Annotated in this window: 23 protein-coding genes; 10 read left to right on the top strand and 13 right to left on the bottom strand. The window is 55.6% G+C overall.

What is annotated here, in order from left to right; genetic code table 11:
* Positions 1–8 precede the first annotated feature (8 nt).
* Together L466_RS00265 and L466_RS00270 are read left to right on the top strand one after the other, a co-directional pair.
* Entirely contained in the window at positions 9–1,409 is a 1,401-nt protein-coding gene (locus L466_RS00265) for a sensor domain-containing diguanylate cyclase (RefSeq protein ID WP_032681915.1), read from the top strand.
* A gap of 339 nt (positions 1,410–1,748) precedes the next feature.
* Positions 1,749–3,314, top strand: coding sequence for an EAL domain-containing protein (locus L466_RS00270; protein ID WP_032681912.1), 1,566 nt, complete (start codon positions 1,749–1,751; stop codon positions 3,312–3,314).
* Positions 3,315–3,320: 6 nt separating this feature from the next.
* On the opposite strand, the gene soxS is transcribed toward L466_RS00270, so the two are convergent.
* Positions 3,321–3,647: a superoxide response transcriptional regulator SoxS gene (soxS, locus tag L466_RS00275; RefSeq protein WP_013095071.1), complete on the bottom strand. Its 327-nt coding sequence runs from the start codon at positions 3,645–3,647 to the stop codon at positions 3,321–3,323.
* A gap of 98 nt (positions 3,648–3,745) precedes the next feature.
* On the opposite strand from soxS, the gene soxR reads away from it, so the two are divergent.
* The 4 genes from soxR (at position 3,746) to L466_RS00295 (ending at position 8,623) form a co-directional block, all read left to right on the top strand.
* Positions 3,746–4,204: a redox-sensitive transcriptional activator SoxR gene (gene soxR, locus L466_RS00280; protein ID WP_014168225.1), complete on the top strand. Its 459-nt coding sequence runs from the start codon at positions 3,746–3,748 to the stop codon at positions 4,202–4,204.
* A 302-nt stretch (positions 4,205–4,506) separates the two neighbouring features.
* The gene (locus L466_RS00285; protein WP_032681911.1) at positions 4,507–5,178 is read left to right on the top strand and encodes a glutathione S-transferase family protein; all 672 of its coding nucleotides are present in this window, start codon (positions 4,507–4,509) and stop codon (positions 5,176–5,178) included.
* A 296-nt stretch (positions 5,179–5,474) separates the two neighbouring features.
* A complete protein-coding gene (gene ghxP / locus L466_RS00290; protein ID WP_020882835.1) occupies positions 5,475–6,824 on the top strand; it encodes a guanine/hypoxanthine transporter GhxP in 1,350 nt (449 codons plus the stop codon).
* Between the two features lie 152 nt (positions 6,825–6,976).
* On the top strand, positions 6,977–8,623 hold the full coding sequence (locus tag L466_RS00295) for a Na+/H+ antiporter (RefSeq protein ID WP_014168228.1): 1,647 nt from the start codon (positions 6,977–6,979) through the stop codon (positions 8,621–8,623).
* A gap of 48 nt (positions 8,624–8,671) precedes the next feature.
* Here the strand turns inward: L466_RS00295 and L466_RS00300 are convergent, their stop codons facing one another.
* Positions 8,672–9,553 (bottom strand): LysR family transcriptional regulator, encoded by an 882-nt coding sequence (locus L466_RS00300; RefSeq protein WP_025206385.1) that lies wholly within the window; start codon positions 9,551–9,553, stop codon positions 8,672–8,674.
* Between the two features lie 102 nt (positions 9,554–9,655).
* On the opposite strand from L466_RS00300, the gene L466_RS00305 reads away from it, so the two are divergent.
* Both L466_RS00305 and L466_RS00310 read left to right on the top strand, forming a co-directional pair.
* Positions 9,656–10,066 (top strand): CidA/LrgA family protein, encoded by a 411-nt coding sequence (locus L466_RS00305; RefSeq protein ID WP_032679393.1) that lies wholly within the window; start codon positions 9,656–9,658, stop codon positions 10,064–10,066.
* Positions 10,059–10,748, top strand: a complete 690-nt coding sequence (locus L466_RS00310; protein WP_023310063.1) for an LrgB family protein — start codon at positions 10,059–10,061, stop codon at positions 10,746–10,748. Before L466_RS00305 ends, L466_RS00310 begins: the two co-directional genes overlap by 8 nt.
* Before the next feature lie 32 nt (positions 10,749–10,780).
* Here the strand turns inward: L466_RS00310 and actP are convergent, their stop codons facing one another.
* From actP to acs, 3 genes are all read right to left on the bottom strand, one after another.
* The gene (actP, locus tag L466_RS00315; protein ID WP_025206383.1) at positions 10,781–12,430 is read right to left on the bottom strand and encodes a cation/acetate symporter ActP; all 1,650 of its coding nucleotides are present in this window, start codon (positions 12,428–12,430) and stop codon (positions 10,781–10,783) included.
* Positions 12,427–12,741, bottom strand: a complete 315-nt coding sequence (locus tag L466_RS00320) for a DUF485 domain-containing protein (RefSeq protein ID WP_014168233.1) — start codon at positions 12,739–12,741, stop codon at positions 12,427–12,429. Before L466_RS00320 ends, actP begins: the two co-directional genes overlap by 4 nt.
* Before the next feature lie 72 nt (positions 12,742–12,813).
* Positions 12,814–14,772, bottom strand: a complete 1,959-nt coding sequence (gene acs / locus L466_RS00325; RefSeq protein WP_032681910.1) for an acetate--CoA ligase — start codon at positions 14,770–14,772, stop codon at positions 12,814–12,816.
* 423 nt (positions 14,773–15,195) lie between these two features.
* Here acs and gltP point away from each other — a divergent pair, with 423 nt between their 5' ends.
* Positions 15,196–16,509, top strand: coding sequence for a glutamate/aspartate:proton symporter GltP (gene gltP, locus L466_RS00330; protein ID WP_013095082.1), 1,314 nt, complete (start codon positions 15,196–15,198; stop codon positions 16,507–16,509).
* A 73-nt stretch (positions 16,510–16,582) separates the two neighbouring features.
* On the opposite strand, the gene L466_RS00335 is transcribed toward gltP, so the two are convergent.
* A complete protein-coding gene (locus L466_RS00335) occupies positions 16,583–17,257 on the bottom strand; it encodes a tetratricopeptide repeat protein (RefSeq protein WP_014168236.1) in 675 nt (224 codons plus the stop codon).
* 324 nt (positions 17,258–17,581) lie between these two features.
* The gene (fdhF, locus tag L466_RS00340; RefSeq protein ID WP_081750655.1) at positions 17,582–19,729 is read right to left on the bottom strand and encodes a formate dehydrogenase subunit alpha; all 2,148 of its coding nucleotides are present in this window, start codon (positions 19,727–19,729) and stop codon (positions 17,582–17,584) included.
* A gap of 255 nt (positions 19,730–19,984) precedes the next feature.
* Between fdhF and L466_RS00350 the strand changes: the two genes are divergently transcribed.
* On the top strand, positions 19,985–20,716 hold the full coding sequence (locus L466_RS00350; protein WP_014168239.1) for a response regulator: 732 nt from the start codon (positions 19,985–19,987) through the stop codon (positions 20,714–20,716).
* On the opposite strand, the gene L466_RS00355 is transcribed toward L466_RS00350, so the two are convergent.
* From L466_RS00355 to L466_RS00380, 6 genes are all read right to left on the bottom strand, one after another.
* Positions 20,713–21,720: a carbohydrate kinase family protein gene (locus tag L466_RS00355; protein WP_151712590.1), complete on the bottom strand. Its 1,008-nt coding sequence runs from the start codon at positions 21,718–21,720 to the stop codon at positions 20,713–20,715. The two genes, L466_RS00350 and L466_RS00355, sit on opposite strands and share 4 nt — an antisense overlap.
* Entirely contained in the window at positions 21,717–22,577 is an 861-nt protein-coding gene (locus L466_RS00360) for a ketose 1,6-bisphosphate aldolase (RefSeq protein ID WP_032681907.1), read from the bottom strand. Before L466_RS00360 ends, L466_RS00355 begins: the two co-directional genes overlap by 4 nt.
* 10 nt (positions 22,578–22,587) lie before the next feature.
* Positions 22,588–23,274 (bottom strand): D-lyxose/D-mannose isomerase, encoded by a 687-nt coding sequence (locus tag L466_RS00365; protein ID WP_032681905.1) that lies wholly within the window; start codon positions 23,272–23,274, stop codon positions 22,588–22,590.
* An 84-nt stretch (positions 23,275–23,358) separates the two neighbouring features.
* The gene (locus tag L466_RS00370; RefSeq protein ID WP_014168243.1) at positions 23,359–24,300 is read right to left on the bottom strand and encodes an ABC transporter substrate-binding protein; all 942 of its coding nucleotides are present in this window, start codon (positions 24,298–24,300) and stop codon (positions 23,359–23,361) included.
* Between the two features lie 30 nt (positions 24,301–24,330).
* Positions 24,331–25,326, bottom strand: coding sequence for an ABC transporter permease subunit (locus L466_RS00375; protein WP_014168244.1), 996 nt, complete (start codon positions 25,324–25,326; stop codon positions 24,331–24,333).
* A complete protein-coding gene (locus L466_RS00380; protein WP_032681903.1) occupies positions 25,323–26,843 on the bottom strand; it encodes a sugar ABC transporter ATP-binding protein in 1,521 nt (506 codons plus the stop codon). Before L466_RS00380 ends, L466_RS00375 begins: the two co-directional genes overlap by 4 nt.
* Between the last annotated feature and the right edge of the window lie 51 nt (positions 26,844–26,894).

Here is a 26,894-nt window from a genome sequence, read left to right as displayed (position 1 = left end):
CGAAAAAAATGAAAGAAAAACGACGTGAGATTGTTAATGACAGCCTGCAGGCGTTGCATGCGCTGGCAGATCTGATGCCCCAGCTTCACGCCCATTGTTCGCTGGGCGAGATGCTTGAGACGATCAACCGGGCCTTCGGGGCAAGCCTGGCCTGGATTAGCGTTGATACTGACGGGCTGCAGCGCGTGGTCTGTGCCGGTGAAGTGACCTGTCACTCATTTGAGGTGGCCGATTTTCTTGCCGGTACCCTGCTGGAGAAGCATCACCGTGCGTGGCGGGTCGTCTACTGGAAAGAGAATATCGGCCGCGCATTATTCTCCGCTCATCATCCTGGCTATTTGCAATTGCAAAGCGGGGTGTTATGCAAGCTTTCAACCCATAACGGACAAGGCAGCGGCTATTTCTTTCTGGCGTTTGCTGAGCCGTTATATTCTCTGGCCATCCTGAAAAGTATTGTTGCGGTGCTGGTCGAAAAATTAAAAGACTATTTTTCAGAAATTATCGTTCGTGAAAAAACAGCGCAGGAAATGCAGCGTGTGGTGACCCAATATAAAACCCTGTTTGAACGAGCGCCTGTTTTAATGAACTCATTCGATAAATTTAACCGCTGCGTGCTGTGGAATGCTGAGTGTGAAAAAGTATTTGGCTGGACAATGGCGGAGATCAGCGCCCATGCCGATCCGCTCTCACTGTTTTACCCCGACCCGGAAGAGCGGCGACGGGTCAGGGAGTCGGTAAATGTCTCGCCGCTAAAGGATATGTACGAGTGGCATCCACTGCGTAAAGACGGTACGCCGTTGACGGTTTTGTGGTCAAACATTCTGCTGCCGGACAGCTCAGTCCTGAATATCGGGCTTGATATTACCGAACGTAAAAAAGCCGAACAGCAGCTGGAAGTGAAAGCGACCACGGACGATCTTACCGGGTGTTTTAACCGTTCAACCATTTTACAGCAGCTGGAATCCGCGCTGGCGGCAAATGCCAGGCAGGATGCTGACAGCCATTTTTGCGTGCTCATGTTTGACCTGGATTTTTTCAAACAGATCAACGATCGGTGGGGGCATCAGGTGGGCGATCGGGCGCTTATCCACTTTTGCCAGGCTATCCGTGAGTTAAGCCCCGAGAACGCTGCGCTTGGCCGTGTGGGCGGCGAGGAGTTTTTACTCCTGCTGGCGCGAACCGACGGCAACGCAGGCGCACTTTTTTCGGCGAGGCTACGTACTGCCCTCAAAACCAACCCGCTCGTGGTGGGAGAGAAAAAGCTGGTGCTGTCATTCAGCGCCGGGGCGGTGGAGGTCTGCCAGGGCCAACGCGATACTTCAGGATTACTGATGCGTGCCGATAAAGCATTATATGACGCCAAGCGTACGGGTCGGGGGAAAACGGTGGTGGCTGCTGATTATTTATAAATCAAAAAACAAAATACGCGCGAGTAAATAGCATAAAATGTCATGTTGCCGTTGTTGTTTTTTCACACTGCCAGAAGTTTGGCTTAATCAACGATCCTCTGTTGTGTTATCTTCAAATCTCCCGTACCCGCTGGATAATTATTTTCCTTAATTGAAACGGAACGAATACTTACAGTTTAGCTTACGGGAAAATATTATCGTCATAACGAAAATTAAGATTTTTAATACTAAAAGTCAGTTGCTAACTTCGCATGATTCATGCAACGTAATCACCTGTTAAACAAAGCATCCGGCCTTCATTACTACAGGCGTACAACATGCAGGGATATAGGGCGGGAAATGAATCGTAGCGCGCGGCGCAAGATGCTCAGGGTGGTAGGGATCATCATGGTAGTTATGCTGCCGGTGATGCTTGCGCTATGGTTTGCCCAGATAAGAGCCGTGTCGGAAACAAGCGCCCAGCTACGCACCTTTGCTGAACTGGCGTTAGACAAAACAGAGCTGGTAATTCAACAGGTTGATCTGGCCCGCGACGAGGCTGAAAAATATCAGGGTGAACGTTGTACACCAGAACATCGCCAATATATGTTGAACGTTGTTCGCGGTCGTCTGTTTGTTGCGGATTTAATTTATGCAGAAGGTCAGAATTTTCTTTGTTCGACCGTTTTTACACCCGCCAATCCTTATCTGATATCCACTGCTAATTACACACGTAAACCTGACGTTGCTATCTATTATTATCGCGATACGCCATTTTTCACTGGCTATAAAATGACATATATGCAGCGCGGAAATTATGTTGTGGTGGTCAATCCGCTTTCCTACAGCGAAGTAATGTCGACAGATCATTCCCTTTCGTGGGGGGTATACGACACGGTAACGAATGCATTCTTTTCCGTCAGTCAGCGCGCGAATGTTTCTTTATTAAGTTCGATGATTCGGGATAAGGAATCGGTATTTCAAAAAGATAACCGTTTTTATACGGTCGTCAAATCCCCAAAACGGCCTATTGCCGCTATCGTGTCGACGTCGAATAAACGTTTTTATGAAATGCTTTATCACCAGGCGACGTTGACGCTACCGCTGGGGATGATCTGCAGCATAATTATTTTGCTGGTGTGGTCTCGCACCCATCGTGAACTCAATTCTCCCGGGCGGTTACTGCAGCGAGCGCTCAATAAACGTCAGCTTTGTGTCCACTATCAGCCGATTATTGATATCAAGAACAACCAGTGCGTGGGAGCCGAGGCGTTATTACGCTGGCCTGGCTTTAACGGGCCGGTCATGAGCCCGGCTGAATTTATTCCGCTGGCGGAAAAAGAGGGCATGAGCGAGCGAATTACGGATTATGTTGTCGAAGAGGTATTCAGCGATCTGGGCACATTCCTGGCAATGCATCCGCATCTCTATATTTCGATTAACCTGTCGGCCACGGATTTCCACTCTTCACGGCTGATCGCCATGATTTCGGACAAGGCCCGACACTACGCCGTGCGTGCGCAGCAAATTAAAATCGAAGTCACGGAGCGCGGTTTTATTGATGTCCCTAAAACCACTCCGGTTATTCAGGCGTTCCGTCAGGCGGGTTACGAAGTGGCGATTGATGATTTTGGAACGGGTTACTCTAACCTGCACAACCTTTATTCGCTGAATGTCGATATTCTGAAAATCGACAAATCCTTTATCGACACCCTAACAACCAACAGCACCAGCCACCTTATCGCCGAGCATATTATTGAGATGGCACAAAGCCTGCGGCTTAAAACCATTGCGGAAGGGGTGGAAACGGCAGAGCAGGTGAGCTGGTTATTGAAACGTGGCGTTCAGTTCTGTCAGGGATGGCACTTCGCGAAAGCGATGCCGCCCCAGGAGTTTATGACCTGGCAGCAGCAACCTTTGCATTGAGAGCCATTAATTCAACTGGTGGCGATAGTCGCTCGGTGTGCGGTCAAACTCGCGGCGAAACACGCGGGAAAAGGTTTGTTGCGACACATATCCCAGATCCATCGCGATATCAAAAATGGGCCGCTGCGTTGAGCGTAAGGCCTGCGCCGCCAGCAGCAGTCTGCGCTGACGAATGTACTCACCCAGCGTCTGGTGCATAACGGTACGGAACATTCTCTGTAAATACCATTTCGAATAGCCGGATTTTTTAGCGACCACATCAATGTTCAACGGTTGGTCGATATGTTCATCAATCCATTCAATAAGTGTCTGAATAATTTGCTGATGCGACATAAGGTTGCCCCTCTGTAGATACAACTGCCCTGGTTGATTCGTCGTTTTCTCTGCGGGCGAGTATAATTCCTCAAGTTAACTTGAGGTAAAGAGGTTTTATGGAAAAGAGATTGCCGCGAATTAAAGCGTTGTTAACCCCCGGCGAAGTGGCGAAGCGAAGCGGTGTTGCGGTGTCGGCGCTCCACTTCTATGAAAGCAAAGGGTTAATTAAAAGCATCCGAAACGCCGGAAACCAGCGACGCTACACGCGTGACGTGCTCCGTTATGTCGCGATTATCAAAATTGCCCAACGAATCGGAATCCCCCTGGCCACCATCGGCGATGCGTTCGGCGTGCTGCCGGAAGGGCACTCTCTCAGCCCGAAAGAGTGGAAAGAGCTTTCCTCTCAGTGGCGTGAAGAGCTGGATCGCCGCATTCACACGCTGGTAGCGCTGCGTGATGAACTGGACGGATGTATTGGCTGCGGCTGTTTGTCGCGCAGTGATTGTCCGTTGCGTAACCCGGGCGACAGGCTGGGTGAGCAGGGGACAGGGGCGCGGTTGCTGGAGGAAGACTGAGATGCGGCAGAAAACCGCACCTCATACCGCACCTCATAAAGAACTAAAGCGCCAAAAAAGGGCGCTTTAGTTTTTCCCGGTCTTTGTCTTTCACTCTATCCCGCTGGTTCACGGGAGGGTTTCCCCCGACATCAGCACCCCTCATGTCGAGCGTGTTGGGGAGGTTCCGGATTGTGCTGACACTTTAATTCTATGCAAGACCCGTCTTTTCGCCAGTCGGTCAGGCCATTTTTTAGGCGAATTTTTTTCGCGGTGTTGTTCGATTTTCTATAGTTAAAAAGTATGAATAAAAGGAGAACACAATGCTCACGGTACACCACCTGAACCAGTCCCGCTCACACCGTGTGATCTGGGCGCTGGAAGAACTTTCCCTGCCCTATGAGATTGTTCGTTACCAGCGCGAAAAGAGCATGCTGGCGCCTGAGTCGCTCAAAAAAGTGCACCCGTTGGGCAAATCGCCGGTTATTGAAGATAACGGCCTGATCCTCGCCGAGTCGGGGGCCATCCTCGAATATCTTCAGGAAACCTACGATCCGGAGTCGCGGCTTAAGCCTCTGGATCCTGCGCATAAGGTGCAGTACCGCTTCTGGTTGCACTATGCCGAAGGTTCGCTAATGCCGCTGCTGTTGATGAAGCTGGTTTTCAGTAGCCTCGGTAAGCCGCCCGTGCCGTTTGGTATCCGCACGTTGGGTAAAGCGCTGGGGCAGGGAGTGCAAAAAGCGTATCTCAACCGCCAGCTTGAAACCCATGCACGTTTTATTGAGTCGCATCTTGCCCATAACAGCTGGTTTGCCGGCGATACGCTCAGCATGGCGGATATTCAGATGAGCTTCCCGATTTTTGCCCTGCTGGCGCGAAGTGGCATTGATAACCTCCCGCATACCCAGGCCTGGAAGAAAAAAGTGGAGAGCAGCCCTGGCTGGCAAAAAACGCTGGAGCAAGGTGGCCCGTTATCGATTCCGGGTGGGGAGTGAAATGTAAACAAATTGCGCACAGACGATAACGTTTGCGCATCCTCTGTTTATTTCTTCAGCGTCATAAGGGAATTTTAGCGAAAAACGATAAAGTTCAGTTGAAAAGGGCGGGGATTAGGCTAGATAATCGTTTGCCTTAATTTGACCACCCGTTTGTAAGCGCGGAGCTAAACGTTTGCTTTTTCTGTGACGCCCCTTTCGTCGCAAATGCAAAACACGGATTTGACGTTTAGCTGGCAGTGGCGTCTCCACCACGCTTACGGACTTTCTATAAAAACTCTCAGGGGATGTTTTCTATGTCTACGCCATCTGCGCGTACTGGCGGTTCGCTTGACGCCATTTTTAAAATTTCGGCTCGCGGCAGCACCGTGCGTCAGGAAATCGTTGCCGGTCTGACCACGTTTCTGGCGATGGTTTACTCCGTCATTGTCGTTCCGGGTATGCTGGGTAAAGCGGGCTTCCCGCCGGCGGCCGTCTTTGTTGCTACCTGTCTCGTGGCGGGCGTTGGCTCCATCGTGATGGGCCTGTGGGCGAACCTGCCGCTGGCGATCGGTTGTGCAATCTCGTTGACCGCCTTTACCGCTTTCAGCCTGGTTCTGGGTCAGCACATCAGCGTACCGGTTGCGCTCGGTGCCGTGTTCCTGATGGGTGTACTGTTTACCGTTATCTCCGCCACCGGCATCCGTAGCTGGATTTTGCGCAACCTGCCTCAGGGCGTGGCGCATGGCACCGGCATTGGTATCGGGTTGTTCCTGCTGCTGATTGCCGCAAACGGCGTCGGCCTGGTGATCAAGAACCCGCTGGACGGTCTGCCGGTGGCGTTGGGTCACTTCGCGAGCTTCCCGGTCATTATGTCCCTGATCGGTCTGGCGGTGATTATTGGTCTGGAAAAACTGAAAGTCCCGGGCGGCATTTTGCTGACCATTATCGGGGTGTCCATTGTTGGCCTGATTTTCGATCCTAACGTTCACTTCTCCGGGATTTTCGCCATGCCGTCGCTGAGCGATGACAAAGGCAACTCTCTGATTGGCAGTCTGGATATCATGGGGGCGTTGAACCCGGTGATCCTGCCAAGCGTGCTGGCGCTGGTGATGACCGCGGTGTTTGATGCAACGGGTACCATCCGTGCCGTCGCGGGTCAGGCGAACCTGCTGGATAAAGACGGTCAGATTATCGATGGCGGCAAAGCGCTGACCACCGACTCCCTGAGCAGCGTCTTCTCGGGTCTGGTGGGCGCGGCTCCGGCTGCGGTGTATATCGAGTCCGCTGCGGGTACGGCGGCAGGCGGTAAAACTGGCCTGACGGCCATTACCGTTGGCGTGCTGTTCCTGCTGATCCTGTTCCTCTCTCCGCTCTCCTACCTGGTGCCGGCCTACGCGACCGCACCTGCGCTGATGTACGTTGGTCTGCTGATGCTGAGCAACGTGGCGAAAATCGATTTTGCTGATTTTGTGGATGCGATGTCAGGCCTCATCACGGCGGTCTTTATCGTGCTGACCTGTAATATCGTTACCGGCATCATGATCGGTTTCGCGTCGCTGGTGATTGGGCGTCTGGTCTCCGGCGAGTGGCGCAAGCTGAACATCGGCACCGTTGTGATTGCCGTCGCGCTGGTGGCGTTCTACGCGGGCGGCTGGGCAATCTAAGTTGTCCATTGATGCGAAAACGGGTGGCTCAGGCCGCCCGTTTTTATTTTCAGGACTCATCCCGTTGTCTTTTGCGTTACTCTGGGGAAGATAGAATAACAGGCACGACGCCTTAGGTTTGGCTTTTAAGAAACACAGCAAACAGGGAACGCATGGAAATCTTCTTCACAATACTCATCATGACTCTTGTGGTCTCGCTATCCGGGGTAGTCACACGCGTACTGCCCTTTCAGGTCCCCCTGCCATTAATGCAAATTGCCATCGGCGCGCTGCTGGCGTGGCCGACGTTTGGCCTGCACGTGGAGTTCGACCCCGAACTGTTCCTCGTGCTGTTTATTCCGCCGCTGCTGTTTGCCGATGGCTGGAAAACGCCCACGCGTGAATTCCTTGAGCACGGGCGAGAGATATTAGGCCTGGCGCTGGCGCTCGTGGTGGTCACGGTGGTCGGGATTGGCTTCCTGATCTACTGGGCGGTACCGGGCATTCCGTTAATTCCGGCCTTTGCGCTGGCCGCGGTGCTGTCACCAACCGATGCCGTGGCGTTGTCCGGCATTGTCGGTGAAGGCCGTATTCCGAAGAAAATCATGGGGATTTTACAGGGTGAGGCGCTGATGAATGACGCCTCTGGCCTGGTTGCCCTGAAATTTGCCGTGGCCGTCGCGATGGGCACGATGATCTTTACCGTAGGCGGCGCGACCCTGGAATTCTTCAAGGTGGCGATTGGCGGTATCCTGGCCGGGTTTGTGGTGAGCTGGCTGTATGGTCGTTCGCTGCGCTTCCTCAGCCGCTGGGGCGGCGATGAACCGGCGACACAAATTGTGCTGCTGTTCCTTCTGCCGTTTGCCTCTTACCTGATTGCCGAACATATCGGCGTGTCGGGCATTCTGGCGGCGGTGGCGGCAGGGATGACCATCACCCGCTCCGGCGTAATGCGCCGTGCGCCGCTGGCCATGCGCCTGCGTGCAAACAGCACCTGGGCGATGCTGGAATTTGTCTTTAACGGGATGGTGTTCCTGCTCCTGGGCCTGCAGTTGCCGGGCATCATGGAATCCTCGCTGGTGGCGGCCGAGGCCGACCCGAACGTCGAAACGTGGATGTTGTTCACCGATATCGTGCTGATCTACATGGCGCTGATGCTGGTGCGTTTCGGCTGGCTGTGGACGATGAAAAAATTCAGCATGCGCTTCCTGACGAAAAAACCGATGGAGTTCGGCTCGTGGACCACGCGGGAGCTGCTGATTGCTTCTTTTGCTGGCGTTCGCGGGGCGATTACGCTTGCCGGTGTGCTGTCCATTCCGCTGCTGCTGCCCACGGGCGATGTCTTCCCGGCGCGCTATGAACTGGTGTTCCTGGCGGCAGGCGTGATTCTGTTCTCACTGTTTGTCGGCGTGATAATGCTGCCTCTTCTGCTGCAGCATATTGAGACGGGTGACTCGACTCAGCAGCATAAAGAGGAGCGTATTGCCCGCGCGGCGACCGCCGAAGTGGCGATTGTGGCCATTCAGAAGATGGAAGAACGTCTTGCGGCGGACACGGAAGAGAACATCGACAACCAGCTGCTGACCGAAGTGAGCTCGCGCGTGATTGGTAACCTGCGTCGTCGTGCCGATGGCCGCAACGATGTGGAAAGTTCGCTGCAGGAGGAGAACCTGGAGCGCCGGTTCCGTCTGGCGGCGCTGCGCTCAGAGCGTGCCGAGCTGTACCACCTGCGCGCCACGCGGCAAATCAGCAATGAGACGCTGCAAAAACTGCTGCACGATCTGGATTTGCTGGAAGCCTTGCTGATAGAGAATCAGTAGTCCGTGCGGGCTGATGCCCTCACCCTGATCCTCTCCGCCCGGAGAGGGTCAGGGGACCCAAAACCCTTCACAGCATTTCAGCCACGCCTGCGCGCTGTGCGATAAATAAACCCCTTCGCGCCAAATCATCCCTAACTGCCAGTGCAAATCGCTTTCCAGCGGGATCCAGCGCAGGGTGTTTTTATCGAGCCGTTCGCAAATCGGCTGCGGCAATATCGCAATGCCGACGCCAGCCTGCACCATCGCGGCCAGGAAATCCCACTGCCCGCTGCGCACCGCAATGCGCGGCTTCACGTTGTGTTGATTAAACAGCGCCATCAGCTGGCGGCTGAGGGCGAAATCTTCGTTGTAAATCAGCAGCGGGTGTTCACCGAGCCGTTCGGGTTTCACCGTGTCGACCTTCAGCCAGTCACCAGAGCGGGGTACCAGCACGCACAGCGGGTGGCTAAAGAGCGGCAGCGTCGCCAGACCGCTCTCTTCCTCCACAGGGAGGGCGGTCATGGCGACATCCAGCTCGCCGTTGGTGACCGCCTGTTGAACCGTTAAGCCGCCAAACTCGGAAATTTTCAATTCAACGCCGGGATAACGCTGGCGAAACAGGCTGATGGGGCCGGCCATCATCATCCCAACCATCGGCGGGATGCCGAGGCGCAGCAGCCCTTTTGTCAGGTGATTGATATCGCCAAGCTCCGCTTCCAGCTGGCGGAACTCCGCCAGGATCGCCAGCCCGCGTTCAAAGACGACCCGCCCGGTATCGGTTAGCAGCAGCTTGCGTCCGTCGCGGATAAGCAGGGTGCAGTTCAGTTCATCTTCGAGGTTTTTCAGCATCTTGCTGATGGTGGGTTGGGTGACAAACAACTTCTCCGCTGCGCGGGTAAAACTTTGCTGACGAACCACTTCGACAAAATAGCGCAGCGTTCTTATGTCCATGATTATTCCTCGGAACTATACCTTTGATGATTTTAATTCATTTCAGTCCATTACGTGCGCTCACTATACTGGCGCCTCGTCTCATTTTTGAGGAAAACCCCCATGGCCGTGGCGTTAAGCCGTGTTACGCCTGCCGTTGTGCAACGACTTCAGGTACCGGTTCAGGTACTGCTTTATGCGGGACTGTTTGTTTTCGCGGAATATCTTGTCAACTGGTTGCATCTGCCGCTGCCTGCCAACCTGGTCGGAATGGTACTGATGCTGACGCTTATCCTCTGCCGTGTTATCCCCCTCAACTGGGTACGCGCCGGCGCGCGCTGGCTGCTGGCGGAGATGCTGCTGTTCTTTGTGCCTGCCGTGGTCGCGGTGGTGAACTATGCGCAACTGCTGAGGGTAGATGGCTGGCGCATCTTCGCGGTCATTGCGCTGAGCACGCTGATGGTGCTGGGGGCCACCGCCTGGGTGGTTGATAAAGTGTATCGGTTTGAAATCAGCAGGCAAAAGCATGACTAACTTCCAGATAAGCGTGTTGTGCCTGATTGCCACCCTGGCGATCTACTTTGCCAATAAACGGCTGTATCGCCGTTTTCACGCGCTGCCGCTGATGCCGCTGGTCTTCACGCCGATCCTGCTGGTCCTGATGCTGGTCTTCGGGCATATCTCCTGGCAGAACTACATTGGGGAATCCCACTGGCTGCTGTGGCTACTGGGGCCTGCGACCATTGCCTTTGCGGTACCGGTGTATGACAACCTGGCGATCATCAAACGCCACTGGATGTCGCTCAGCGCTGGCGTGATCACGGCCACGGTGGTGGCGGTCTGCAGTTCCGTCTGGCTGGCCCGGCTGTTTACGCTGCCCGATGAAATTCAGCGTAGCCTGGCCGTCCGTTCGGTCACCACCCCGTTTGCGCTGGCCGCGGCCAAGCCGCTCGGCGGACAGCCGGATCTGGTCGCGTTATTTGTGGTCGTGACGGGCGTCTTCGGGATGGCGGTTGGCGACATGCTTTTTTTGCGGCTGTCGATCCGTGAAGGAATGGCGAAAGGGGCGGGATTTGGCGCGGCATCGCACGGTGCGGGAACGGCACGTTCGTATGAACTCGGGCAGCAGGAAGGGGTGGTGGCAAGCCTGGTGATGATGCTCTCGGGCGTGGTGATGGTATTGATTGCACCGCTGGTGGCGTGGGTGATGTTCTGATTTCCCCGGCCGATAAAGCCGGGGAGACGAGGTTAGTGCGCGCGGCCTTGCTCGACGCCCAGACCCGTTTGTGAGCGGATAAACTGGGCGCGGAATTTCTCACGCTCCAGGTTACCTTCCGGCGAGTTATCGGTCGCGGAGAAGATCCAGATACCAATAAACGCCACGGCAATGGAGAACAGCGCCGGGTATTCATACGGGAAGATAGCGCTTTCGTGACCGAGGATCTGTACCCAAATCGTCGGGCCAAGGACCATCAGAATCACGGCCGTCAAAAGCCCCAGCCAGCCGCCAATCATCGCCCCACGGGTGGTCAGTTTTGACCAGTACATGGAGAGCAGGATGATAGGGAAGTTACAGCTTGCCGCAATGGAGAAGGCCAGCCCCACCATAAAGGCGATGTTCTGCTTCTCGAACAAAATCCCCAGCAGAATAGCGACCACGCCCAGCACCAGCACGGTGATTTTCGAGACTTTCAGCTCATCACGTTCGCTTGCCCCTTTGCGGATAACGTTGGCATAGAGGTCGTGCGATACCGCAGACGCACCCGCCAGCGTCAGCCCGGCAACCACCGCGAGGATGGTGGCGAAGGCCACGGCCGAGATAAAGCCAAGGAACAGATTACCGCCTACCGCGTCGGCCAGATGCACTGCCGCCATGTTGTTACCGCCAATCAGCCCGCCCGCCGCGTCTTTAAACGCCGGATTCGCCCCCACCAGCATGATGGCGCCAAAACCAATGATAAAGGTCAGGATGTAGAAGTAACCCATAAAGCCGGTGGCGTAGAAGACGCTTTTGCGCGCTTCACGCGCATCGCTCACGGTGAAGAAACGCATCAGGATGTGTGGCAAGCCTGCCGTACCAAACATCAGACCCAGACCGAGCGAAAGCGCAGAAATAGGGTCTTTCACCAGCCCGCCAGGGCTCATGATCGCTTCCCCTTTCGGGTGTACCGCCATCGCTTCAGTGAACAGATTATTGAAGCTGAACCCGACGTGTTTCATGACCATAAAGGCCATAAAGCTGGCGCCGAACAGCAGCAGGACCGCTTTGATGATTTGCACCCAGGTCGTGGCCAGCATGCCGCCGAACAGGACGTACATCACCATCAGCACACCCACCAGCACCACCGCGATGTGGTAGTTCAGGCCGAACAACAGTTCGATCAATTTACCCGCGCCGACCATCTGCGCAATCAGATACAGCGCGACCACCACCAGCGAGCCGCAGGCGGAGAGGGTACGAATCGGCCCCTGCTTCAGCCGGTAGGAGGCCACGTCTGCGAAGGTATAGCGGCCCAGGTTGCGCAAGCGTTCTGCGATCAGGAACAAAATAATCGGCCAGCCCACAAGGAAGCCGAGGGAGTAAATCAGACCATCGTAGCCGGAGGTGTACACCAGCGCGGAGATACCGAGGAAGGAGGCGGCGGACATAAAGTCGCCTGCAATCGCCAGCCCGTTCTGAAAACCGGTAATGTTGCCGCCTGCGGTGTAGTAATCATTACGGGAGCGCACGCGTTTCGAGGCCCAGTACGTGATGTACAGCGTCAGCAGCACGAAAATCAGGAACATGATAATCGCCTGCCAGTTGGTTGGCTGGCGCTGTACCTCGCCGGTGATGGCATCAGCGGCGTTGGCGGCAAAGGGAAGTGTGGCGGCAAGCGCCGTCAGGACTCTCTTCATGATGCTTTTACCTCTGCCAGGACTGCTCTGTTAAGACGATCGAATTCGCCATTGGCGCGCCAGACGTACACGCCGGTCAGCACAAACGAAATGATTATCACGCCAATCCCAATCGGAATTCCGCGCGTGACGCTGGTGCCCGCGTGCAGCGGCGTACCGAGCCAGTGTGGGGCAAAGGCAATCAGCAGAATAAAGCCGACGTAAATAATCAGCATGATGATGGAAAGTAAGAAGGCAAACCGTTGCCGTTTATCCACGAGCTCCCTGTAGTGCGCACTATTCTCTATCTGCTGACAAATATCGTTATTCATCAGAGGTCTCCAGAAGTATTTATAGGGGAGGTTTTTTTATTCCCTCTCCCGGGGGGGAGAGGGGGGATCGCGTTACGATGGCATTGCGATGGACTGCTTCTCTTCGAGCAGTTTTTCCACCACGCCAGGATCGGCAAGCGTTGAGGTATCACCGAGGTTGCTGGTGTCACCGGCTGCGATTTTGCGCAATATGCGGCGCATAATTTTGCCTGAGCGGGTTTTCGGCAGAGAGTCGGTCCAGTGCAGCACGTCCGGCGTGGCAAGCGGGCCAATCTCTTTACGTACCCAGTTGCGCACCTCGGCATACAGCTCTGGTGACGGCTCTTCGCCATGATTCAGCGTGACGTAGGCGTAAATCGCCTGGCCTTTAATGTTGTGTGGGATTCCGACGACGGCGGCTTCGGCGATCTTCGGATGAGATACCAGCGCGGATTCAATCTCCGCGGTACCCAGACGGTGGCCGGAGACGTTCAGCACATCGTCCACGCGCCCGGTTATCCAGTAATAACCGTCCTCGTCACGCCGGGCGCCGTCACCGCTAAAGTACATGTTTTTAAAGGTGGAGAAGTAAGTCTGCTCAAAGCGCTCGTGGTCGCCGAACAGGGTACGCGCCTGGCCCGGCCAGGAATCGGTGATCACCAGATTGCCTTCGGTGGCCCCGTCCAGCGGATTACCTTCGTTATCCACCAGCGCAGGTTGTACGCCGAAGAACGGTTGAGTTGCTGAACCGGCTTTTAACTGCGTCGCACCCGGCATAGGGGTGATCATAAAGCCGCCGGTTTCGGTCTGCCACCAGGTGTCCATCACCGGGCATTTTTCGTTGCCGATTTTCTTCCAGTACCACTCCCAGGCTTCCGGGTTGATGGGCTCGCCAACGGAACCGAGGATGCGCAGCGAAGAGCGGTCAGTGCCTTCAATGGCCTTATCGCCTTCCGCCATTAATGCGCGGATCGCCGTTGGGGCGGTATAGAGAATATTGACCTTGTGTTTGTCGACCACCTGACACATGCGTGCCGGCGTTGGCCAGTTCGGTACGCCTTCAAACATCAGCGTAGTGGCACCACAGGCCAGCGGGCCGTAAAGCAGGTAGCTGTGACCGGTGACCCAGCCTACGTCGGCAGTACACCAGTAAATGTCGCCCAGATGGTAGTCGAATACGTACTTGAAGGTGGTAGCGGCATAGACCAGATAGCCGCCGGTGGTGTGCAGCACGCCTTTCGGTTTGCCGGTTGAGCCGGAGGTGTAAAGAATAAACAGTGGATCTTCCGCGTTCATCTCTTCCGGCTGATGCTGGTCGCTGGCTTTTTCAATCAGATCGCTCCACCACAGGTCGCGTCCTTCATTCCAGTCGATCTTGCCGCCGGTACGCTTGAGGACGATGACGTTGCTGACGGTTTTCACGTTCGGATTTTTCAGCGCTTCATCGACGTTTTTCTTCAGGGGAATGCCACGGCCAGCGCGCACGCCTTCATCGGCCGTGATCACCAGTTTCGAGCTGGAATCGACAATACGTCCGGCTACCGCTTCCGGTGAGAAGCCGCCAAAAATCACCGAGTGAATCGCACCGATGCGCGCGCAGGCCAGCATGGCTACTGCCGCTTCAGGCACCATTGGCATATAGATAGCCACCACGTCGCCTTTTTTAATGCCCCTTTCCAGCAGAACGTTGGCAAAGCGGCACACGTCGCGGTGCAGTTCTTTATAAGTAATGTGTTTGCTTTGAGAGGCGTCGTCACCCTCCCAGATAATGGCCGTTTCATTACCGCGTTCGGCAAGGTGGCGGTCAAGACAGTTTGCTGCCAGGTTCAGCGTGCCGTCTTCGTACCATTTAATGGAGACGTTGCCGGGCGCAAAGGAGGTGTTCTTCACCTTCTGATAAGGTTTAATCCAGTCAAGAATATGGCCCTGCTCACCCCAGAAGACGTCCGGGCTGGAGACGGATTGCTGATACTTCTCGTGGTACTGCTCCGGGTTTATCAGGCAACGGTCCGCAATGTTTGCGGGAATGTCGTGTTTATGTACTTGGCTCATGGCTTTTTTTCTCCTTGTAAGATGTTAATAATATGTCGCAAAAACGTTAATAGTAGGGGCTTTACAAGCTTTGTTTATTATTTGGGCTACAGATCACGCATTGTTTGAAGAGTATGAAAAATGAGCGAATGAAACTTTGAAGGAAAATAATTCACCGTGCCGATTATTCACAAATTCCATTAAAAAAGCCTTTTTATAACAAAAAGTTATTGATGGGAATTGTGACAAACTCACGTCATGACCGCTTTTTGCAGCGAAATATGCCGTTCTTTAAGGCTTGCGCAACATGCCGCGCAAATGATACTCATACGCCGCGTTAAAAAATCCCATAAACCAACGCAACACAATTCATACCCTTTCAGTATGTATCCATATTCATGCAGTTTATGTGAATAGGGCGCTTCATTGAGGAAGTCAGTTTCTATGAAAAACGTTAAAGTCAGCCTGGCCTGGCAAATCTTGCTAGCCCTTGTGCTGGGTATCCTGCTGGGTAGTTACCTGCATTATCACAGCGACAGCCGCGAGTGGCTGATTGCGAACCTGCTCTCCCCGGCAGGAGATATCTTTATTCATCTGATCAAGATGATTGTCGTACCGATTGTTATCTCAACGCTGGTCGTCGGCATTGCCGGTGTGGGGGATGCAAAACAGTTAGGCCGTATCGGCGCGAAGACAATTCTTTATTTCGAAGTGATCACGACGATTGCCATCATTCTGGGCATCACACTGGCGAACGTGTTCCAGCCAGGATCCGGGATCGATATGTCGCAGCTGGCGACGGTGGATATTTCGAAATATCAAAGCACTACCGCTGAAGTACAGAGCCACGCGCATGGCCTGATGGGAACCATCCTTTCGCTGGTGCCGACCAACATCGTGGCTTCCATGGCGAAGGGCGAGATGCTGCCGATCATCTTCTTCTCGGTGTTGTTTGGTCTGGGTCTCTCCTCCCTGCCTGCCACGCACCGTGAACCGCTGGTCACCGTGTTCCGCTCAATTTCTGAAACCATGTTCAAAGTGACTCACATGGTGATGCGCTACGCGCCGGTTGGGGTGTTTGCGCTTATCGCGGTAACCGTGGCGAACTTCGGTTTCGCCTCCCTGTGGCCGTTGGCGAAGCTGGTGATTCTGGTTCACTTCGCCATCCTGTTCTTCGCGCTGGTGGTGCTGGGAATTGTGGCGCGCCTGTGTGGGCTGAGCATCTGGATCCTGATCCGTATTCTCAAAGATGAGTTGATTCTCGCGTACTCCACGGCAAGCTCTGAAAGCGTACTGCCGCGTATTATCGAGAAGATGGAGGCCTACGGCGCGCCGGCGTCGATTACCAGCTTTGTGGTGCCAACCGGCTACTCCTTTAACCTGGACGGCTCAACGCTGTACCAGAGTATTGCGGCTATCTTTATTGCTCAGCTGTACGGCATTGACCTGTCTCTGTGGCAGGAGATCGTGCTGGTGCTGACCCTCATGGTGACCTCAAAAGGCATCGCAGGCGTACCTGGCGTCTCCTTTGTCGTGCTGCTGGCCACCCTGGGCAGCGTAGGGATCCCGCTGGAAGGTCTGGCGTTTATCGCCGGTGTCGACCGTATCCTCGACATGGCGCGTACGGCGTTGAATGTGGTGGGTAACGCCCTGGCGGTGCTGGTTATCGCTAAGTGGGAGCACAAATTCGACCGTAAAAAAGCGCTGGCGTATGAACGCGAAGTGCTGGGTCGTTTTGATAAGACCGCAGACCAGTAAAATAAAAAGGCCGGGGTTAACCCGGCCTTTTCGCATTCCCTCTCTGCCAAAAGAGAGTGCCGTGTAAGAGACTTTACTCCCCACTCAACGCGTCAAATTCTTCACATCCCGTATCAAATCCTTCGGTACAGCTCAGGTTCAGCCAGTAGAGCGCTTTCTGCTTATTCGGCGTTATAAAGCCTTTCTCGCCCTGCTGGAACAGCATTCCGGCCCAGTACTCCGCGTAACCCGTACGCGAAAGGGAGGAGCTGCGTTTGAACCACGACGCGGCTTTGACGTCGTCCTGCGCCACCTCAACGCCGTTGGCATAAATCATCCCCAGCAGCATTTGCGCATCCACCGCGGAGTCGTTGTCGATATCTTCGGTTGCCGTTTGCAGCAGTGCGATGGCCTGTGGATAGTCAGTTTTCCCTGCCTGGGTGTTGACCAGCACGCGTGCCAGCATAATTGCGCCGCGTTTACTGCCGGCGATAGTGGCCTGCTGCGCCAGCGCTTTGGCCTGCGCGTAATCGCCCTGTGTAAACTGGATTTGCGATAACAACGCCATGGCGTCGACATCGCCCCCTTTTGCTGCTTTCTCTGCCCACTGCGCGGCCTGCTTGCTGTCGCCGGAACTGAAGTAGGTATCGGCAAGGTAATACTGGGCGCGGGCGTCACCCGCTTCCGCCTGTTGCTTGTACTGGCTGCCAATCTCATCCGCGTGGACGAGTGACGTAAAAAATAACAACATCAGAAAAATTGATTTCATGGATTCTTATCATCTGGGTACACGCCGCGCAGTATAATCGTCGTCGCAGAAGAAAAAAACGGGCGCGGTAAAGGTGAAGGAACATTTCCCGGTGTCCGCCGCGTTTCGTCTCACAATAATGCTTGTGAAAGAGGGCATTAGACGCTCGCGGGGGAGATTCTCTCACTGAATTAAAATACAAAGCCGGGTATTTATTTCGGTGCTAATGACATTATTGCTGCGGGGCAGCGTGCACAATATATATTGATAATATAAATAGCTTATTAAGAAATAAAAAAGGGGTGAATAAGTCACCCCCTTTTATTCATCGATTAATTAACGGCATTAACCCAACGCGCTTTCACGCAGTCTGGCTTTCAGCTTGCTATATTCGTCAATCACATACTGTTCCGCGGCGTGCTGGTCAGCAATCGGCTCCACGCGTACGGCGCAGTACTTATACTCCGGCGTTTTGGTTATCGGGCTTAAGTTCTCCGTCACCAGTTCGTTGCAGGCACCAATCCACCACTGGTAGGTCATATAGACCGCTCCTTTGTTAGGTCGGTCGCTGACCTGCGCACGGGTAATGATGCGTCCTTTACGCGAGTGCACCCAGATCAGGGCTTCATCTTCAATGCCCAGAGGCTCTGCGTCAGCGGTGTTGATCTGCGCATAGCCCGGTTCATCCGCCAGTGCCGCCAGCGCAGCGCAGTTACCGGTCATCGAACGACAGGAGTAGTGGCCCACTTCACGCACGGTAGAGAGCACCATCGGATACTCATCGGTGAGTTTATCGATTGGCGCGACCCAGTCGCAGGTGAAGAACTGCGCCAGTCCGTTCAGGGTGTCGAACTTCTCTTTAAAGAGATACGACGTGCCCTGATCGGCCTCTGACTCATCGCGGCATGGCCACTGGATATACCCCAGTTCACCCATTTTCTCATAGGTGGCACCGGTGAAGTCCGGACACAGTTTGCGCAACTCGTCCCAGATTTCCTGGGTGTTGTTGTAGTGCATCGGATAACCCATGCGGGTGGCGATTTCGCTGATGATCTGCCAGTCGGTTTTCAGATCCCACTTCGGCTCCACCGCTTTGAAGAAGCGCTGGAAGCCGCGGTCTGCCGCCGTGTAAACACCTTCATGCTCGCCCCATGATGTTGACGGTAAAATCACATCCGCCGCCGCCGCGGTTTTGGTCATAAAGATGTCCTGGACAATCACCAGTTCGAGATCCTCAAAGCCTTTACGCACCGCTGACAGCTCGGCGTCGGTCTGCAGCGGATCTTCACCCATAATGTAGGCGGCACGCACTTCACCGTGCGCCGCACGGTGCGGCAGCTCGCTGATGCGATACCCGGTATGTTCCGGCAGGCTCTCCACGCCCCAGGCCTTCGCGAATTTCTCACGATTTTCCGGGAACTTAACGTACTGATAGCCCGGATAGGTATCCGGCAGTGCGCCCATGTCACATGCACCCTGCACGTTGTTTTGACCACGTACCGGGTTCACGCCCACATGCGGTTTGCCCAGATTTCCGGTCAGCATCGCGAGGCTTGTCAGGGAGCGTACGGTTTCCACGCCCTGATAGAACTGGGTGACGCCCATGCCCCACAAAATGGCCGCGGTTTTCGCTCCGGCGTACATCCGCGCTGCCTGACGGATCTCTTGCGCGCTTACGCCGGTTATCGCTTCGACGGACTCCGGCGTGTAGCCTTCGACAATTTTCCGATACTCGTCAAACCCTTCCGTACGGGTCGCGACGAACGCCTGGTCGTAGAGATTCTCCTCAATAATGACGTGGCCCATCGCATTCAACAGCGCGATATTCGAGCCGTTTTTCAGTGCAATGTGCATATCCGCAATACGTGCCGTTTCAATTTTGCGCGGATCGCAGACGATGATTTTCGCCCCATTCTGTTTGGCGCGAATCACGTGGTTCGCGACGATAGGGTGAGAATCCGCCGGGTTATAGCCAAAAATAAACACGAGATCGGTGTTATCTATCTCGTTGATCGCATTACTCATAGCGCCGTTACCGACCGACTGGTGCAGACCTGCAACCGATGGGCCGTGTCAGACGCGAGCGCAGCAGTCGACGTTATTGGTACCAATAACGGCGCGCGCGAATTTTTGCATTACATAGTTGGTTTCATTACCAGTACCGCGTGAAGAGCCGGTAGTCTGGATCGCATCCGGGCCATACTTGGCTTTGATGGCGCTCAGGCGCGTGGCGACATAATCCAGCGCCTCGCTCCAGGAGACGGCTTCCAGCTTGCCACCGCGCTCGCGGCGGATCATAGGGGTTTTCAGGCGTGGGGTAAGGATTTGGGTATCGTTAATAAAATCCCAGCCGTAGTAGCCTTTCAGGCACAGCGTGCCCTGGTTGGTTTTCCCCTGGGCGGCCTCCGCCCGGACGATTTTGCCGTTATCGACCACCAGGTTGATCTTGCAACCCGAGGCACAATAAGGGCAAACCGTGACGACTTTTTTCATCAGTCTGCTCCAGTTAATCAATGCTTACGCCCCACTATGCAGCTTCTATGCCATGTTTTTATTGTGGGTATCAGCAGACTTTACGGCCAACAGAGGGGCAAAACCCTGACGAAAAACAGCCAATCGTCAAAATTGACGTGTCGAATGGGCAGTGGATGTGACATGGGTTGTAATTCCGTCATGTAAAAGTCAAATTGGCTGGAGCCGACGGCAGAATAGTTCAGACTTAACATAATCCCCTGATGGAAGCATGCGATGAAACCGGCGATTCTGGTGGTTGATGACGATACCGCAGTCTGCGAGCTGCTGCAGGATGTGCTGAGTGAGCACGTCTTTAGCGTGCTCGTCTGCCATAACGGCCAGGACGCGCTGAGTCTGGTTCAGCATGAGCCACACATCGCCCTTGTCCTGCTGGATATGATGCTGCCGGATATCAACGGCCTGCAGGTATTACTGCACCTGCAAAAGCAACGTCCGGAGCTGCCGGTGGTGATGCTGACCGGGCTGGGCAGTGAGTCAGACGTGGTGGTGGGGCTGGAGATGGGGGCCGACGATTATATTGGCAAACCGTTTAACCCGCGCGTGGTGGTTGCTCGGGTTAAAGCCGTGCTTCGCCGTACCGGGGCGCTGGCCGCAGACACCCCGGTGCCACGCGTGGCGGGCGTGACGTTCAATGGCTGGACGCTGGATACCTCCCGCTGTGAACTCAGCGATCCGCAGCGTAACCCCGTACCGTTGACCCAGGGAGAATATGGTCTGCTGCTGGCGCTCACCCAGAACGCCCGGCGGGTGCTCAGCCGGGAACAACTGCTTGAGCTGACGCACAGCGAAAGTGCCGAGGTGTTCGACCGCACAATCGATGTGTTGATCATGCGCCTGCGCCGTAAAATAGAAGCCAACCCGCATCAGCCCGCACTCATTAAAACCGTCCGGGGGCTGGGCTACGTCTTTGCTGCCGATGTGTCTCACAGCGAGAAAGCGGCTTAAATATTCTCTTTAATAAACAGCTGCAGCTCGGCCAGCGTTTTTGCCCCATCAATGGCGTTCGCAGCCAGCAGGCTTGCCCGCGCGCAGGCATGGGCCAGATAAATACTCTCGATCAGCGGCAACGCTTCATGGCAGCCGTATAAGAAGCCTGCGCAGAAGGCATCACCCGCCCCGACGCTGCCGATAATCTCTTCCCGCTCCAGCAACCAGGAGGGGATCCAACGCCCTTCATCGTCCGGTGTTAACCCCCACGCCCCTTCCGGACAGTGGATCACCACCCGCTGACGCACCCCAGCCGCCAGAAGCTGTGAGGCGGCTTCCGCGATATGGGCAATGTGCGGGGCATCGTTCTCGTCGCGCATTTCCAGCCCGCTAAACTCGCCGGCTTCCAGTTCGTTGATGACCAGATAATCAAGATGGCGCAGGGCAGGGAGGACCAGCGGCTGATAGCGCGGGTCACCCTTTCGCGAGACCAGATCGAGCGAGGTTTCATACCCCTGATCGCGCATCTGGGCCAGCAGCCGTGCGCTGCGGGTGCCGTACTCGTCATCGGGCATATCCAGGCTGTCGAGCAGTAACAGGTAGCCGAGATGGAAAATCTTCATCGCGCCGTCGAGGCGGTCGAAGGCGGGCAGATCCAGAAGACGGTTGGCGCCCGGGGAGTGGAAAAAAGTGCGCTGCCCGCTGGGGTCGGTCATAACCTGTGACATAGAGGTTGGCGCAAAGGTCGTGCGCTGCACCCGCTGGCGGTTGACGTGATACTGGTCGAGCATCGCCAGGATGTAATCGCCGTCGCTATCTTCGCCAATCAGGCCGACGGCCTGCAGCGGCAGGCCAACGTGCATTTTGGCCAGCGTCAGCAGGACGTTCAGCGGCGCACCGCCGGTTGAACGTTCGCTGTGGGTAATCTCCGCCAGCCAGCCGCGCTCCGGCCATTGCACAATCTGGTGGACATGATCCACCAGCATATTGCCGGCGGCGATAATCCCTTTACGTTCCATTATGCCTGCCCCGCGCTGCCAAAGATGCGCATTTGCGCGGCGACCGTATCGGTAATCGCCTCCTCTATGCCCAGCAACAGTTCTGCAAATTCATCGTACAGAGGCTGACGTTTTGCCATCCGTTGCTCAACGGCGGAGAGCGCGGCCTGTGACATGCCGGTATAAAAGTTGATTTTATGGATCCCCAGTTCGATGGCGCGACGAAAATCGGCATCGCTGATGCCGGAGCCGCCGTGTAAGACCAACGGCAGGCCGGTCTTCTGGCGAATGGCGTCCAGACGAGGGAAATCGAGTTTTGGCTCGCCTTTGTATTTACCGTGCGCGTTGCCAATGGCGACCGCCAGCGCATCAATGCCGGTGGCATCGACAAACTCGCGCGCCCGCAGCGGGTCCGTAAACAACGCTTCATCCGCATGGCCATACAACGCGCCACCTTCGTCACCGCCTACCGCACCCAGCTCCGCTTCTACCGATACGCCAACCGCGTGGCACATCTTCACCACCTCCCGCGTCTGGCGAATGTTTTCTTCGTAGCTCAGAGTGGATCCATCAAACATCACGGAGCTGAAGCCTACGCGCAGCGCACGTACCACCGCCTCGAAATGCAGGCCGTGATCGAGGTTGAGCACCACCGGAATATCATGACGGGCGGCTTCAAACCTGACCGCTTCGACCAGCGACTCCAGGGAGACATACTTAAAGTGGACTTCCGCAATATTAATGATAAACGGCGAGCGTTCCTGTTTCGCGGCAGCAAACAGCGCGCGCAAAAAATGGGAGTCGAGAACGTTAAACGCGCCGAGCGCGTAGCGGTGTTTCCTGGCGTGCTCAAGACCGTCGGCAAGAGAAATCAATGGCATTATTTACTCCTTATTTCCGAAACAGGTTGTACTCGTTGCACAACACCAGCACCGCCGGTTCGTCTTCCTCGATATTGTTATAGCGGGCAATGGGCTGTAAAAAATGGTTATCGTGTTCATCGTCATTCACCGATGACACTTCCCCCACCAGTACGTCGCCAAAACCGCGTTCGCCCCAGAAACTGTGGTACAGGCCGGGGGGGAGGCAGATGCTGTCCCCGGGTTGCAGGCGTAACTGACTGCCGGGCGCGTGGGTCTGCAGACAGCCGTCGAGGGTAACGGTCACGTCGGTATTTTCAGGTTCTTGATGTGCGCCGGCATTCCATAACTCGACGATCAGGTTTCCGCCGCCACGGTTGATGATGTCTTCCCGTTTACGCCAGTGAAAATGCATGGGCGTCACCTGACCATCCCGGACGTGCATGATTTTTTCGGCATAGCACTTTTCATAGGGCACGCCGTTCGGTGAGCCATTGCGCAGGGTAAAGAGCGTTAGCCCCTGTGCGGCAAAATGGTCGCTGCCGAATGCCGTTACGTCCCAGCCAAGCCTGAGATCAAACACTTCCTGCCAGGCGGCCGGGTCAAGCTGCTGCCATTTCGTCGGCGGAAAACTGGCAAAGGGAGGGAGATGCACATCGTGCATGGAGAAGAACTGCCGCGTGTGGCCAAGGATTTCATTGATTTCGGAGCGTTTCATGGGGCCCCCTGGACGCTATGTCAGGCCTCACCCCAACTCTCCCGCGAAGAGAAGATCAGGGTGAGGGCATCAAACCGCACTACATCACTTCACTGTCCACCCCTTATAGGATCCGACGTTCTTTTTATCGATCATCGTCACCGGGATCAGCACAGGCTCTTTAGGCGCAGGTTTGCCCTGCAGAATGTCATAGCCGATCTCAACCGCTTTTGCCGCCATTACCTGCGGATCCTGAGCCGGCGTCGCGACAAACAGGGAGTTCTCACGCTTAAGCGCTTCCTCGCCGTCCGGGCTGCCGTCTACGCCAACGATAAAGAATTCATTGCGTTGGGCCTGTTTTGCCGCCAGATCGGCACCGATCGCCGTCGGATCGTTAATCGCGAACACGCCGTCGATCTTCGGATTGGCCGCCAGCAGTGAGGTCATCACTTCCAGACCGCCTTCACGGCTACCTTTGGCGTTCTGGTTATCAGAGAGCACCTTGATATCCGGATGTTTTTTGAACTCGGTCTGGCAGCCTTCGACGCGGTTTTGCACCGCGGACACTGGCGGCCCGTTGATGATGACCACGTTGCCTTTGCCTTTCAGGCGGTCAGTAATGTATTTACAGGCCATTTCCCCCGCCTGGGTGTTATCGGAGGTGATGGTGGCATCCGCCCCTTCCGCCGCGACGTCAACCGCGACAACCACGATCCCGGCCTCTTTCGCGCGTTTAACCGCCGGGCCGATCCCTTTGGAATCCGCGGCGTTAAGGATGATCATGTCCACTTTGGCCGCAATAAAGTTGTCGATCTGCGCCACCTGCTGGCCGAGATCGTAACCGCTGGAGACCAGCGTCACTTTGACGTTATCCCCCGCCAGTTTGCGCGCTTCCAGCTCGGCACCTTTGGTGATCTGCACGAAGAATGGGTTGGCCAGGTCGCCCACCGTCACGCCGATGGACTTCAGATCTTTCGCCTGCGCAAACGGCGTTGCGGCAAGCAGCGCGCCAGCACAGAGCGCGGTCACTAACGGTTTCAAACGCATCTTCTCTTCCTCGCTTGTAGGGTATTGTTGTTATGCACTTTGATGGTGTCGGGTACGGTATTTGTCGATTAGCACCGCTATGATGATCACCGCCCCTTTGATCACCAGTTGCCAGAAGTAGGAGACGCCCATCAGCGTCATGCCGTTGTTAAGCGTGGCGATGATCAGCGCCCCCACCAGCGTGCCGGTGATCGTGCCGATCCCGCCGACAAAGCTGGTGCCGCCGAGGATCACCGCCGCGATCGCATCCAGCTCGTAGCCCATGCCCAGGTTGCCGTTGGCGCTGTAGAGACGCGAGGCACTCATCACGCCGCCCAGGCCCGAGAGCAGCCCGCTCATGCCGTACACAAACAACAGCACCAGCCAGACCTTAATGCCTGTCAGACGCGCCGCCTGCATGTTGCCGCCAACCGCATAAATGTGAACGCCAAGCGTGGTGCGGCGCAGAATAAACCAGCACAGCACAATGACCGCCAGCGCGATCACCACCAGCCACGGAATGGGGCCGAGGTAGTTATTGCCGATCCACTCAAAGTTAATGTTGGAGTTAATGACGGTCGTACCGTCCGCCAGCAAATAAGCCGCACCGCGCAGTGCCGTATAGGTACCGAGCGTCACGATAAACGGCGGCAGCCCGGCAAAAGCGACCAGCGCGCCGTTGAACAAACCCAGCACCAGGCCGAGCATGAGCGCTGCCGGAATAGAAAGCATGGCGAACTCAGGTATTAACGACACCACCATCGCCGCCACGGCCGTGGTGCCCAGAATGGAGCCGACGGAGAGGTCGATCCCGCCGGTCAGAATGATGAAGGTCATCCCTGCGGCCAGTACGATGTTGATCGACGCCTGGCGGGTGATATTGAGCAGATTACTTTCGGTAAAGAAGTTAGGCGCGATAAAACCAAATACCGCCACAATCAGGATCAAGATGGGCAAAATGCCGACCGTCTGCATCAGATCGCTCATCAGCATTTTTTTGGCAGAGGCGGACTTCGCCACCTGCTGCGGATGGGTTGAATTTGTCATAGTTGCACCGCCTGATGATGAGAGTCGTTCACGCCGGTCGCCAGCGTCATGATGTTTTCCTGAGAAATTTCTGCTCCGTGAAGTTCACCTGCAATGCTGCCTTCACGCATGACATAGACGCGGTCGCTCATGCCGACGATTTCCGGCAGCTCGCTGGAGATCATCAGGATCGCCACGCCCTTGCGCGCCATCTGGTTCATGATGCGGTAGATTTCACTTTTCGCCCCGACGTCGACGCCGCGCGTCGGTTCATCCAGAATCAGAATGCGTGGGCCGATGGCCACCCAGCGGGAGATAAGCAGCTTTTGCTGATTGCCCCCGGACAGGCCGCCCGCGCGGACCTGTGAATGCGGCACGCGGATGTTAAGCAGGGCGATCGCATCGTCAGAAATGGTCTGCGCTTTTTTGCGGTTCAGCATGCCGAAGGTGGCGTCGCGCTCCAGCGTCGCCATGGTGATGTTCTCCTGTGCGGCCAGCTCGAGGAACAGCCCTTGTTCTTTGCGGTTCTCGGTGAGAAAACCGATCCCGTTGTCGATGGCGGCACGCGGGGAGTGGATCACCACCGGTTCGCCGTCGACCTCAATCATGCCGCCCGTGGCTTTGCGCGCGCCGAAGATCAGCTGCGCCAGTTCGGAACGTCCGGCGCCCACCAGACCTGCCAGCCCGACAATTTCTCCGGAACGCACCTGCAGACTGCAGGGGAGCACTTTCTTGCCGTCGGTAAGGTGATGCACGTTAAGACGCGAGCTGCCGAGCGGGATATCGCGCTCTTTGTTAAACAGATCGCTTAGCGGACGGCCGACCATCATCTTCACCAGCTCAGAGGCGTTCAGTTTGTCGCGCGTCAGGCTACCGACGTACTGCCCGTCACGCAGAACGCTGACGCGATCGGAGAGTTCATACACTTCCGCCATGCGGTGGCTGATATAGATAATCGCCATTCCTTCCTCTCGCAGGCGCAGTATCAGCTCGAACAGGCGATGGGTTTCACGTGAGGAGAGGGCGGCGGTGGGTTCATCCATCACCAGAATGCGGCTGTTGCGGTGTAGCGCGCGGGCAATTTCAACCTGCTGCTGCTCGGCGATGGTCAGCCTCATTACCAGGTCGGTCGCCTTGAAGTGCGCGCCCAGACGGTCAATCACCGCCTGCGCCTGTGCGGCCATCTCTTTGCGCTGTACCAGCCCCGCGCGCGACAGCTCGCTGCCCAGGAAAATGTTTTCAGCGACGGTCAGATTGGGGGCAAGCTGCATCTCCTGATAAATGAGGGTGATACCCGCGGCCAGCGCATCCTTTGGCCCTTTGATGTGAAACGGCTGTCCGTCAATCAGGATCTCGCCGCTGGTGGCGGTATAGGCCCCCGCGAGGATCTTCATCAGGGTACTCTTTCCTGCGCCGTTTTCCCCCATCAGCGCGTGGATCTCACCGGGGTACACCGTCAAATCCACACCCTTGAGCGCGTGGAAATGGCCAAACGTTTTGGCAATGTTGCGCATCTCCAGTACCGGGGTTCTGCTCATGGCGGATCTCCTTGAATGTCGATATCCGCACTTCATCACAGGTTGGTAAAT

The sequence above is a fragment of the Enterobacter sp. BIDMC 30 genome (assembly GCF_000534355.1).
GTDB lineage: Bacteria > Pseudomonadota > Gammaproteobacteria > Enterobacterales > Enterobacteriaceae > Enterobacter > Enterobacter ludwigii.
Note: the sequence above shows the minus strand (reverse complement) of the source record. Positions and strands in the feature narration are given on the sequence as shown.

Bases quoted from the DNA above. Each gene is read 5' to 3' on its own strand.
- L466_RS00265 (WP_032681915.1), top strand. From the start codon at position 9: ATGAAAGAAAAACGACGTGAGATTGTTAATGACAGCCTGCAGGCGTTG.
- L466_RS00270 (WP_032681912.1), top strand. From the start codon at position 1,749: ATGAATCGTAGCGCGCGGCGCAAGATGCTCAGGGTGGTAGGGATCATC.
- soxS (WP_013095071.1), bottom strand. From the start codon at position 3,647: ATGTCGCATCAGCAAATTATTCAGACACTTATTGAATGGATTGATGAA.
- soxR (WP_014168225.1), top strand. From the start codon at position 3,746: ATGGAAAAGAGATTGCCGCGAATTAAAGCGTTGTTAACCCCCGGCGAA.
- L466_RS00285 (WP_032681911.1), top strand. From the start codon at position 4,507: ATGCTCACGGTACACCACCTGAACCAGTCCCGCTCACACCGTGTGATC.
- ghxP (WP_020882835.1), top strand. From the start codon at position 5,475: ATGTCTACGCCATCTGCGCGTACTGGCGGTTCGCTTGACGCCATTTTT.
- L466_RS00295 (WP_014168228.1), top strand. From the start codon at position 6,977: ATGGAAATCTTCTTCACAATACTCATCATGACTCTTGTGGTCTCGCTA.
- L466_RS00300 (WP_025206385.1), bottom strand. From the start codon at position 9,553: ATGGACATAAGAACGCTGCGCTATTTTGTCGAAGTGGTTCGTCAGCAA.
- L466_RS00305 (WP_032679393.1), top strand. From the start codon at position 9,656: ATGGCCGTGGCGTTAAGCCGTGTTACGCCTGCCGTTGTGCAACGACTT.
- L466_RS00310 (WP_023310063.1), top strand. From the start codon at position 10,059: ATGACTAACTTCCAGATAAGCGTGTTGTGCCTGATTGCCACCCTGGCG.
- actP (WP_025206383.1), bottom strand. From the start codon at position 12,430: ATGAAGAGAGTCCTGACGGCGCTTGCCGCCACACTTCCCTTTGCCGCC.
- L466_RS00320 (WP_014168233.1), bottom strand. From the start codon at position 12,741: ATGAATAACGATATTTGTCAGCAGATAGAGAATAGTGCGCACTACAGG.
- acs (WP_032681910.1), bottom strand. From the start codon at position 14,772: ATGAGCCAAGTACATAAACACGACATTCCCGCAAACATTGCGGACCGT.
- gltP (WP_013095082.1), top strand. From the start codon at position 15,196: ATGAAAAACGTTAAAGTCAGCCTGGCCTGGCAAATCTTGCTAGCCCTT.
- L466_RS00335 (WP_014168236.1), bottom strand. From the start codon at position 17,257: ATGAAATCAATTTTTCTGATGTTGTTATTTTTTACGTCACTCGTCCAC.
- L466_RS00350 (WP_014168239.1), top strand. From the start codon at position 19,985: ATGAAACCGGCGATTCTGGTGGTTGATGACGATACCGCAGTCTGCGAG.
- L466_RS00360 (WP_032681907.1), bottom strand. From the start codon at position 22,577: ATGCCATTGATTTCTCTTGCCGACGGTCTTGAGCACGCCAGGAAACAC.
- L466_RS00365 (WP_032681905.1), bottom strand. From the start codon at position 23,274: ATGAAACGCTCCGAAATCAATGAAATCCTTGGCCACACGCGGCAGTTC.
- L466_RS00370 (WP_014168243.1), bottom strand. From the start codon at position 24,300: ATGCGTTTGAAACCGTTAGTGACCGCGCTCTGTGCTGGCGCGCTGCTT.
- L466_RS00375 (WP_014168244.1), bottom strand. From the start codon at position 25,326: ATGACAAATTCAACCCATCCGCAGCAGGTGGCGAAGTCCGCCTCTGCC.
- L466_RS00380 (WP_032681903.1), bottom strand. From the start codon at position 26,843: ATGAGCAGAACCCCGGTACTGGAGATGCGCAACATTGCCAAAACGTTT.